We start from the raw sequence: 8,720 nt of genomic DNA on the forward strand, positions 1-8,720 counted from the left end.
TTCGGCAGGACCCGGATTCAGGTGAGGACGAGTGACGGAGACCACGGGCTCCACCGCAACGCCTGAGAGCGGCAACCCCGAGGGCCGGCCCGGCCACCGGCAGTCCGGCCCTGGGCACCCCGCTCGGCCTCGCGCTGCGCCTGCACCGCGGCCTGTTCGGCGGCTTCGCGGTCGCGCTGCTGCTGGTCGGCGCGATGTACGGCTCGCTGCTCGGCAGCGCCGACTCCCTGCTGGGCGGCGTCGACCGGATCCGGGAGACGCTGGACCGGCTCGGCGGGCACACCCTCGCCGACTCCTACGCCGCGCTGACCCTGCTGGTCGTCGCGGTGATCGGCGGCGTCTACTCCGTGCTGGCCACGCTGCGCCCGCGCGCCGAGGAGAGCGCGGGACGGGCGGTGCCGGTGCTGGCCACCGGCGTGTCGCGGACCGCCTGGCTGGGCGGGCACCTGGCGGCGGCCCTGCTGGGCTCCACCGCCGTGCTGCTCGCGGCGGGCGTGGGCTTCGGCCTGGCCGGGGCGCTGTCCAGCGGTGACGGGGGCGCGTTCCTGCGGCTGACCGGCGCGGCGCTGGCCTTCACGCCCGCCCAGTGGGTGACGGTGGGTTTCGCCGCCGCGGTGTACGGCTGGCTGCCCCGGGCCGTTCCGCTGGCCTGGCTGGTGCCCGCGTACGCCTTCGTGATCGGCTACCTGGGCCCGCTGCTCGACCTGCCCGGCGGCCTGGAACGGCTCTCCCCGTACGGCCGGGTGCCCCGGCTCCCGGCGGCCGCGATGGACTGGACGCCGCTGGTGGTGCTCACCCTGGTCGCGGCCGCCCTGATCGCCCTGGCGCTGGCCGGCTTCCGGCGCCGCGACATCGATTGACGCCGGGCTCCGAGCGCCGGGCGTTCGGAGCCGGACGCCAGGAGAGCCGGGGCCGCTGCCCCGCGGGGCGGGGGCTCAGAGGTGCTTGACGAGCTCCGGCATCAGGTCCTGGAAGGTCCGCCCGCTGGCCGGCTGGCCGATCGCGGTCATCTGCCAACCGGTCGCCGTGCGCTGCACCTTGGCCATGATCTGGGCGGTGTACGGGCCGCCGCCGGTGAGCGTGTAGCGCGCCAGCTCGACACCGGTGGTCTCGTCCACGAGCCGGCAGAAGGCCGCCTCGACCTCCTGGAAGGTCTGCCCGGTGAAGGAGTTGACGGTGAAGACGATCTGGTCGACCTCGGCCGCGACGGTGGTCAGGTTGACCGTGATCGACTCGTCGTCGGTCGCGTCGCCCGCGCCGCCGACCAGGTTGTCCCCGCTGTGCCGGACCGAGCCGTCGTTGCTGTTGAGGTGCTGGAAGAACACCACGTCCACCGGCCGCCCCTGGGCGAACAGCACCGCCGAGGCGTCCAGGTCGATCTCCCGGCCGGCGGCGAGCAGCTTGGCGAAGAAGCCCTTGCGCTCGGCCGCCTTCCAGCCGAGGCCCATCCGGACCAGGCTCAGTTGCCCGCCGCCCGGCTTCTCCAGGCTGATCTTCTGCCCCTTGGCCAGCGAAACGCTCATCGCGTCCTCCTCGTTCTGCCACCGCCCGTGCCGCGAATCTACAGCACTGTAGAGAATTTATGATCATCGACGGTGCCCTCCGAGCACCTCTACCCCGTACTCCCCCGGACCTCACCCCCGACAACGGTCCGCACACTGAGGGAACCGGCGGTCCGACGTCTGGCGTAGCCGTTGACCGTGAGCGGACGACCGGGGCGGCACACGGTCTAGGGTCGGCCCCGGGACGGCACCCGGCGGCAACGGCGCGCCGTCCGCGCACCGATCGCGGTGCCCACCACCCGCGGCACCCACCACCCGCGGTGCTCACCATCCGCAGTGCTCACGACCGTTCCCGGGCCGGGCCGACCGGCACCGGCCCGCTCTCGCTGGGGGGACCACCATGCCCGAGCAGCACGAAGGAACCGAACAGCACACCGCACCGGAACGCCCCGGAGGATCCCGGCTCGGCCGGCGCAGACTGCTCCGGGCCGGCCTCGGCGCGGGCGGCGCGCTGGCCGCCGCCCGGCTGCTGCCGGGCGGCGCCGCCTGGGCCGCCGGACAACCCGACACCGACCACGGCACCGCGCAGTACGACGGTCTCTGGCCGGAGAGGCGGCTCGCCGGCCCCGGCACCGGGACCGGCGGCGCAGCGCAGGTCTGGCCGGACTGGGCCCGCTACGCCCGCATCGCCGACGGCACCTTCAACGAGCCCGCCGACATGCAGAGCTACGTGGACGCCCTCAAGGCGCAGGAGGTCAGCGTCATCGAGCTGGACACCCTGCTCTCCGACTGGCTCACCGACGCCCAGTTCGCCGCCCACATGGCCGAGGTGAAGCAGTTCACCGGCCTGGCGCACGCCGCCGGCCTCAAGGTCGTCATGTACTACCCGTCCCTGGAGCTGATCTCCCCCGGCGGCGAGAAGGGCCGGTCCTTCTACAAGAACGACCAGGGCAAGAACTGGGTCCAGCGCGACCTCGCCGGCAAGCCCAACGTGTTCTACGGCAGCGTCGTGGTCTGGGTCGACCCGGGCGACGAAAGCGTCTGGCTCAGCCCCAACTCGCCCTGGCGGGACTACTACCTCAACCGGATCAAGGGCGTCGCCGCGACCGGCGTGGACGGCATCTGGCCGGACGTCCCGATCTACTTCGACGGCGTGCTCTCCTGGTGCGACGCCTCCACCTGGGGCACCGCCGCGTTCAAGGCCGACACCGGCCTCGACCTGCCCAAGGCCGCGAACTTCGCCGACCCGGTCTTCCGCCGCTACGTCGAGTGGCGCCACCGCAACCTGCTCAAGTTCCAGCTGGACATCGCCGACGCCGGCCGCTCGGTCAACCCCGACCTCGTCACCTTCGTCGAGACCGTGTCGATGGACTACCGCTACGCCACCTCGATCGGCCTGGACGGCGGCTACCTGCGCCAGGCCCCCGGCGCCGTCAGCCAGGTCTGGGAGGTGGACATCCTCGGCAACTACGACGGCATGCGGCACGCCACCGCCTCCGACTGGGTCTGCCTGATCTCGATGTACAAGTACGCCCGCGCGGCCAGCGGCACCAAGCCGGCCTGGGCGTTCTCCTACGGCTGGCAGGCCGACGACGCCTCGCTGGTGATGTCCCAGCTGATCGCGGCCGGCTGCAACCCGTACGAGGTGAAGACCCCGTTCAAGAACGACACCGTGGACGGCCCGATGCGCACCCGGATGTACCGCTTCGTGCGCGTCAACCAGGCGAAGCTCTACGACCCGGCCTCGATCGCCCAGGTCGGCGTCTACCACTCGGCGCCGTCCCGGGACTACGTGTCCCCGGGCGAGGGCAACGGGATGTACGTCAACGCCAAGGCCCCGGCCGGGATCACCGACTGGTGGGGCGGCGACGACCCCCAGATGAGCTGCGCCTCACTCCCCTGGCTCGGCGAGTTCCGGGGCACCGTCAAGGCCCTGGTCTACGCCCACGTCCCGTTCGACACGGTGCCCAGCCCCGGCCTGACCGCCGACGACCTGGCCCGCTTCAAGGTCCTGCTGCTGCCCAACCTCCAGGCGGTCTCGGACACCGAGGCGGCGCTGCTGCGCGGCTTCGTCTCGGCCGGCGGGACGATCGTGATCACCGGCCCGGCACCCACCGCGCTGGACGAACTGGGCGGCCAACGCGCCGAGTTCGCGCTCTCCGACGTGCTCGGCCTGCGCAGGGCGGACCCGCTGCCCGCCACCAGGCAGAACTCCTACGGCAGCGGCAGCTGCTGGTACGTCAAGGCGCTGCCCGGGCTGAGCTACCTGACCAAGACCGACCAGGCCTCGGCCGACCAACTGCTCACCGCCGTCCGGCAGTCCGCCCCGCCGGCGGTCACCCTGGCCGGGGACCGCCGGATCTTCCTGGACGCCCGGCGGCTCGGCGCCGACACCGTCGTCCACCTGGTGAACTTCACCAACTTCGCCGACACCCCGGCGGCGTTCCGCAGCGCACCCGCCAACTGCACGCTCTCCTACGCCCTTCCGGCCGGGGCGAGCGTCACCGCCGTCACCGTGGCGAGCCCGGACGGCACCGACCCGGCGCCCAAGGCCGTCCCGTACACCGTCACCGCCGGGACGGTCAGCGTGCCGCTGACCGTCGCCCAGTACTCGGTGGTGACGATCACCGCAGGTTAGTCGGCACCGGGATCCGCCAGAGGGCGGCGGGGTGGGCCTCGCCGCCCGGGGCGGACTCGAAGGCGATCCACTGCCCGTCCGGGGACCAGCTCGGCGCGCCGTCGTAGGCGGTGTCGTCCCTGGTCACCCGGACGGGAGTGCCGCCGGCCGCGTCCACCACGAAGACCTGGGCGTTCGGCAGGTCCCCCAGGTTGGAGGAGAAGACCAGGTACCGGCCGTCCGGGGACCAGCTCGGATCGGTGTGCTCGCCCGGCACGCCGGTGACCTGTCGCAGTCCGCCGCCGTCCGGGTCCACCGTCCACAGCGACCAGTCCTCGCGGCCCACGCCGCGCCGCTGGAAGACGATCCGGTCGCCCTTCGGGGACCAGTTCGGCTGCCGGTTGTCGGTGCCGGTGCCCCGGCCGTCCACCAGCGGGACGGGCGCGCCGCCGCCGCGGCGAACCTTCCAGAGCGAGTCCTGCTCGGCCGCGTCACCCCGCGCGGCGGCGGTGTGCTCCGGCTCCCAGCTCTGCTGGAAGACGATCCACTCGCCGTCCGGGGAGAAGCTCGGCTCGCTGTAGCCGCCGGCGTCGCCGTGGCTGGTCACCCGCTCCGGGGCACCGCCCGGCCTCATCAGCCAGACCTCGTCGTGCCCGGACTCCCGGTCGGTGGCGAAGACGAAGGCGTCGGCGGCGGCGTTCCAGCTGGTGCCGGGGAGGTTGACGGCCGCCCGGTCGGGGTCCTTCAGCACCGTGCGCGGCGCACCGCCGTCCAGCGGCAGGACGGCGAGGGCGGCCTCGCCCCGGTTGTAGCCCTCGCCGAACTCGGTCAGCAGCACCGAGCGGCCGTCCGGGGCGAAGGCCGGGTTCTGCGCGCTGCGGCCGCCGCCGGCGCGGTAGAGCAGCCGGGCACCGTCGGCGCGGCGCTCGGCTCCGGCCGACGGCGCGCCGGTGGGCGGCTCGCCGGTGGGCGGCGCGCCGCCCGAGGGCGCACTGGGCCCGGGTGTCCGCCCCTCCTCGGCTCCGGAGCCCGATCCGGAGCCCGAGCCACTGCATCCGGCCAGCAGCAGAACGGTGGCCGCCGCGACTGCCGTCAACGCGCGAATCCTCATGTCCCACAGGCTAGTTGACGTGACCTCAGTTCTCGTACGCCGCCGGGTGGACCGGGCCCCGCCGGCCGGCCGGGGGCGTCAGCCGGCGCCGCGTTCCAGCCGCACCAGGGCGTCCACCGCGACCCGTCCGCCGCCCTCGGCCCCGCCCTCACCCCGGCCCGCTTCCCCGCTCCGATGGCCGGGCTCACCGCCGACCGTACGGTGCACCCGCTCGGCGCGGACGGTGCGCAGCCCGCGATCGGCGAGGTCGGCGAGGACGTCCTCCGGGGTGAAGAGCACGGCCGGGTCCTGCGGGCCGCCGACGCCCTCGGTGAGGTTGCTCAGGTCGTGTCCGACGACCAGCAGGGTGCCGCCGGGGGCGAGCGCCCCGGCGGCGCGGCGCAGGGCCGCCCGGCGGTCCGCGGCGGGGATCTGCAGGTAGGCGATCAGGACGAGGTCGTAGCCGGCGGCGGGGGCCTCGAAGGAGCGGGCGTCGCCGTGGCGCCAGGTGAGCCGGTCGGCGACCTCGTCGGGCAGGTCGGCGGTGAGCCGCTCGGCGCGTTCCAGGGCGACGGCGGAGAAGTCCACGCCGGTGACCTCCCAGCCCTGGGCGGCCAGCCAGATGGCGTTGCGGCCCTCTCCGGCGGCCAGGTCCAGCGCGTGACCGGGGGTGCGGCCGGCCAGTTCGCGGACCACCCACTGGTTGGGCGCGGCACCCCACACCAGCTCGCTCGCGGCGTAGCGGTCGTCCCAGTCCCGGCTGTCCATCGCGCCTCCTCCGTTCGACGGGCCTGCTCGTACCGGCCAACCTACCGGGCCGCCGCCGGCCCGGCCCGGAACGGTCCAGCGGGCGGACACCCTTGACGGCGATTATTGGTCCAGTCCAATCTGTTCAGTCGTGACGTGCACGGGTCGGCCGCCCGTCGTGTCCGCGCACCGTTCGTCAGCACGTGTCACCAGCCCGCGCGCCCCCACCGCGCGCGGGCCGGCTCCCCTCGGCCCGTCCCGGGCCAACGCACCGCCGGAACCCCCACACATCCGGAGGACCCACCGCATGCACGACCGTGTCCTGCCCGCACAGCCCGCCCACCCCGCCGGGGAGGGCGCCGGCCGCCGGGCCGCCCGGCGCAGAAGGGCCACCGCGCTGGCCCTCGCCGCCACCCTGACCACCAGCGGCGCCGCCATCGCCCTGACCTTCGGCTCCGCCTCCGCCGCCCCGGTCAACCTGCTGGCCAACGGCGACTTCGAGACCGGCACCCTGGCCGGCTGGACCTGCTCCAACGGTTCGGTCGTCACCACCCCGGTGCACGGCGGGAGCCGCGCGCTCAGCGGCGCCGCCTCGGCCGCCGACACCGCGCAGTGCCAGCAGACCGTGGCCGTCCAGCCGAACACCACGTACACCCTGGCCGGCTGGGTCCAGGGCAGCTACGTCTACCTGGGCGCCACCGGCACCGGCGTCAACTCCTCGGTCTGGACGCCCGGCGGGACCGGCTGGAACCAGCTGAGCACCACCTTCACCACCGGTGCCACCACGACCTCCGTCTCGGTCTTCACCCACGGCTGGTACGGCACCGGCACGTACTACGCGGACGACCTCACCCTGACCGGCCCGGCCGGCCCCACCTCCTCCGCGAGCCCGACCGCCACCGCGAGCCCGACGGCCAGTCCCACGGCCGGCCCGACGGCCACCGCGAGCCCCACCGCCACCGGGAGCCCCACCGCCACCGGGAGCCCGACGGCGACCGGCACCCCGACCGGCACCCCCACCAGCACCACCCCGGCCCCGACGGGCACCGCGACCGGCCCGGCCGGGGACGGCAAGGTCACCACCCCGACCGGCTTCGCGGTCACCAGGACCACGTCCAACGCGGTGGTGCTCACCTGGCAGCCGTCCACGCTGACCAGCGGTGACGGCGCGGTCGCCTACAAGGTGTGGTCCAACGGCCAGCTCGTCGCCACCTCGATGGGCACGTCCGTCACGGTCAGCTCGCTGCTGCCGGGCCGGAGCTACACCTTCAGCGTCCAGGGCTACTCCGGCAGCCACGCCTCCGCCCAGTCGGCGCCGGTGTCCACCACGACCGCGGCGGCCCCCGCCCAACAGCCGGTCCGCTCGGCCTACTTCGATCAGTGGGGCGTCTACGAGAACGCGTACAACGCCAAGAACGTCGACACCAGCGGCGCCGCGTCCAAGCTGGACGTCATCCACTACGCGTTCGCCAACATCGATCCCACCAAGTTCACCTGCTTCCAGGCGGTGAAGGCCTCCGACTCGGCCAACGAGTCCAACCCGAACGCCGGTGACGGCGCGGGCGACGCCTACGCCGACTACCAGGCCGACTACGGCTCCGGCACCAGCGTGGACGGCAGCGCCGACACCTGGGAGCAGCCGCTCAAGGGCAACTTCAACCAGCTGCGCCAGCTGAAGGCCAAGTACCCGAACCTGCGCTTCACCATCTCGATCGGCGGCTGGACGTACTCCAAGTACTTCTCCGACGCGGCGGCCACCGACGCCTCCCGGAAGACCTTCGTCTCCTCCTGCGTCGACATGTTCCTCAAGGGGAACCTGCCGACCGGGGTCGCCGGTGACGCCTCCGGCGGCCAGGCCTCGGCGGCGGGCCTCTTCGACGGCATCGACATCGACTGGGAGTACCCGGGCTCGGCCGGCGGCCACACCGGCAACCACTACTCCGCGGCCGACAAGCAGAACTACACCCTGCTGCTCAAGGAGTTCCGCACCCAGCTGGACGCCCTCGGCGCCGCCCAGGGCAAGCGCTACATCCTGAGCGCCGCGCTGCCCAGCGGCCAGGACAAGGTCGCCCAGCTGGAGACCGACAAGATCGGCGCCTACCTGGACTACGCCGACGTGATGTCCTACGACATGCACGGCGCGTGGGACGCCACCGGCCCGACCAACCACCAGGACCCGCTGCACGACAGCCCGGCCGACCCGACCACGCCGATCACCCCGGGCACCCGCAAGTACAACGTGGACACCACGCTCGCCGCGTACACCACCGGCCTGCCCGAGTACGGCATCCCCGGCGGCTTCCCGGCGAACAAGATCGTGCTGGGCATCCCGTTCTACTGGCGCGGCTGGACCGGCGTCCCGGCCGGCTCCAACTACGGCCTGTACCAGAGCGCGACCGGCCCGACGGCGAAGAAGCCGCTGAGCCAGGAGGCCGGCCTGGCCGCCTGGAAGGAGCTCAACCCGACCGCGGCGCAGACCCACTGGGACCCGGTCACCGAGAGCGCCTGGGTCTACGACGGCACCAACTTCTGGACCGGCGACAACCCGCAGGCCGTCCAGGCGCGCGGGGCCTACGCCAAGAGCAAGGGCCTGGGCGGGCTGTTCGCCTTCTCCCTGGAGAACGACGACGCCTCCGGCACGATGCTCAACGCGATGGACAGCAGCCTGCGCTGACGGACCGTCATGCGACCTCGAACGAGCGACGGCCCGCGCGGAACCCCGCGCGGGCCGTCCGCGGGTCATCGCCGCGGGACCCGGTCCCCC

The 8,720-nt window shown here is 73.6% G+C and carries 6 protein-coding genes; 3 read left to right on the forward strand and 3 right to left on the reverse strand.

What is annotated here, in order from left to right:
- The first annotated feature begins 194 nt into the window (after nt 1-194).
- A complete protein-coding gene (locus AB0E96_RS34800) occupies nt 195-860 on the forward strand; it encodes a hypothetical protein (RefSeq protein WP_359829797.1) in 666 nt (221 codons plus the stop codon).
- Between the two features lie 75 nt (nt 861-935).
- Here the strand turns inward: AB0E96_RS34800 and AB0E96_RS34805 are convergent, their stop codons facing one another.
- A complete protein-coding gene (locus AB0E96_RS34805) occupies nt 936-1,523 on the reverse strand; it encodes a TerD family protein (protein ID WP_359829798.1) in 588 nt (195 codons plus the stop codon).
- Between the two features lie 379 nt (nt 1,524-1,902).
- On the opposite strand from AB0E96_RS34805, the gene AB0E96_RS34810 reads away from it, so the two are divergent.
- Nucleotides 1,903-4,140: a hypothetical protein gene (locus tag AB0E96_RS34810; protein WP_359829799.1), complete on the forward strand. Its 2,238-nt coding sequence runs from the start codon at nt 1,903-1,905 to the stop codon at nt 4,138-4,140.
- Here the strand turns inward: AB0E96_RS34810 and AB0E96_RS34815 are convergent.
- A complete protein-coding gene (locus AB0E96_RS34815) occupies nt 4,127-5,230 on the reverse strand; it encodes a hypothetical protein (protein ID WP_359829800.1) in 1,104 nt (367 codons plus the stop codon). The genes AB0E96_RS34810 and AB0E96_RS34815 overlap by 14 nt on opposite strands.
- Nucleotides 5,231-5,308: 78 nt before the next feature.
- Nucleotides 5,309-5,977 (reverse strand): class I SAM-dependent methyltransferase, encoded by a 669-nt coding sequence (locus AB0E96_RS34820; RefSeq protein WP_359829801.1) that lies wholly within the window; start codon nt 5,975-5,977, stop codon nt 5,309-5,311.
- Between the two features lie 286 nt (nt 5,978-6,263).
- Here AB0E96_RS34820 and AB0E96_RS34825 point away from each other — a divergent pair, with 286 nt between their 5' ends.
- Nucleotides 6,264-8,630 carry a glycosyl hydrolase family 18 protein gene (locus AB0E96_RS34825; protein WP_359829802.1) on the forward strand — a complete coding sequence of 789 codons (2,367 nt, stop codon included), beginning with the start codon at nt 6,264-6,266 and terminating at the stop codon, nt 8,628-8,630.
- Nucleotides 8,631-8,720 lie beyond the last annotated feature (90 nt).

This window comes from Kitasatospora sp. NPDC036755 (genome assembly GCF_040636595.1).
Lineage (GTDB): Bacteria > Actinomycetota > Actinomycetes > Streptomycetales > Streptomycetaceae > Kitasatospora.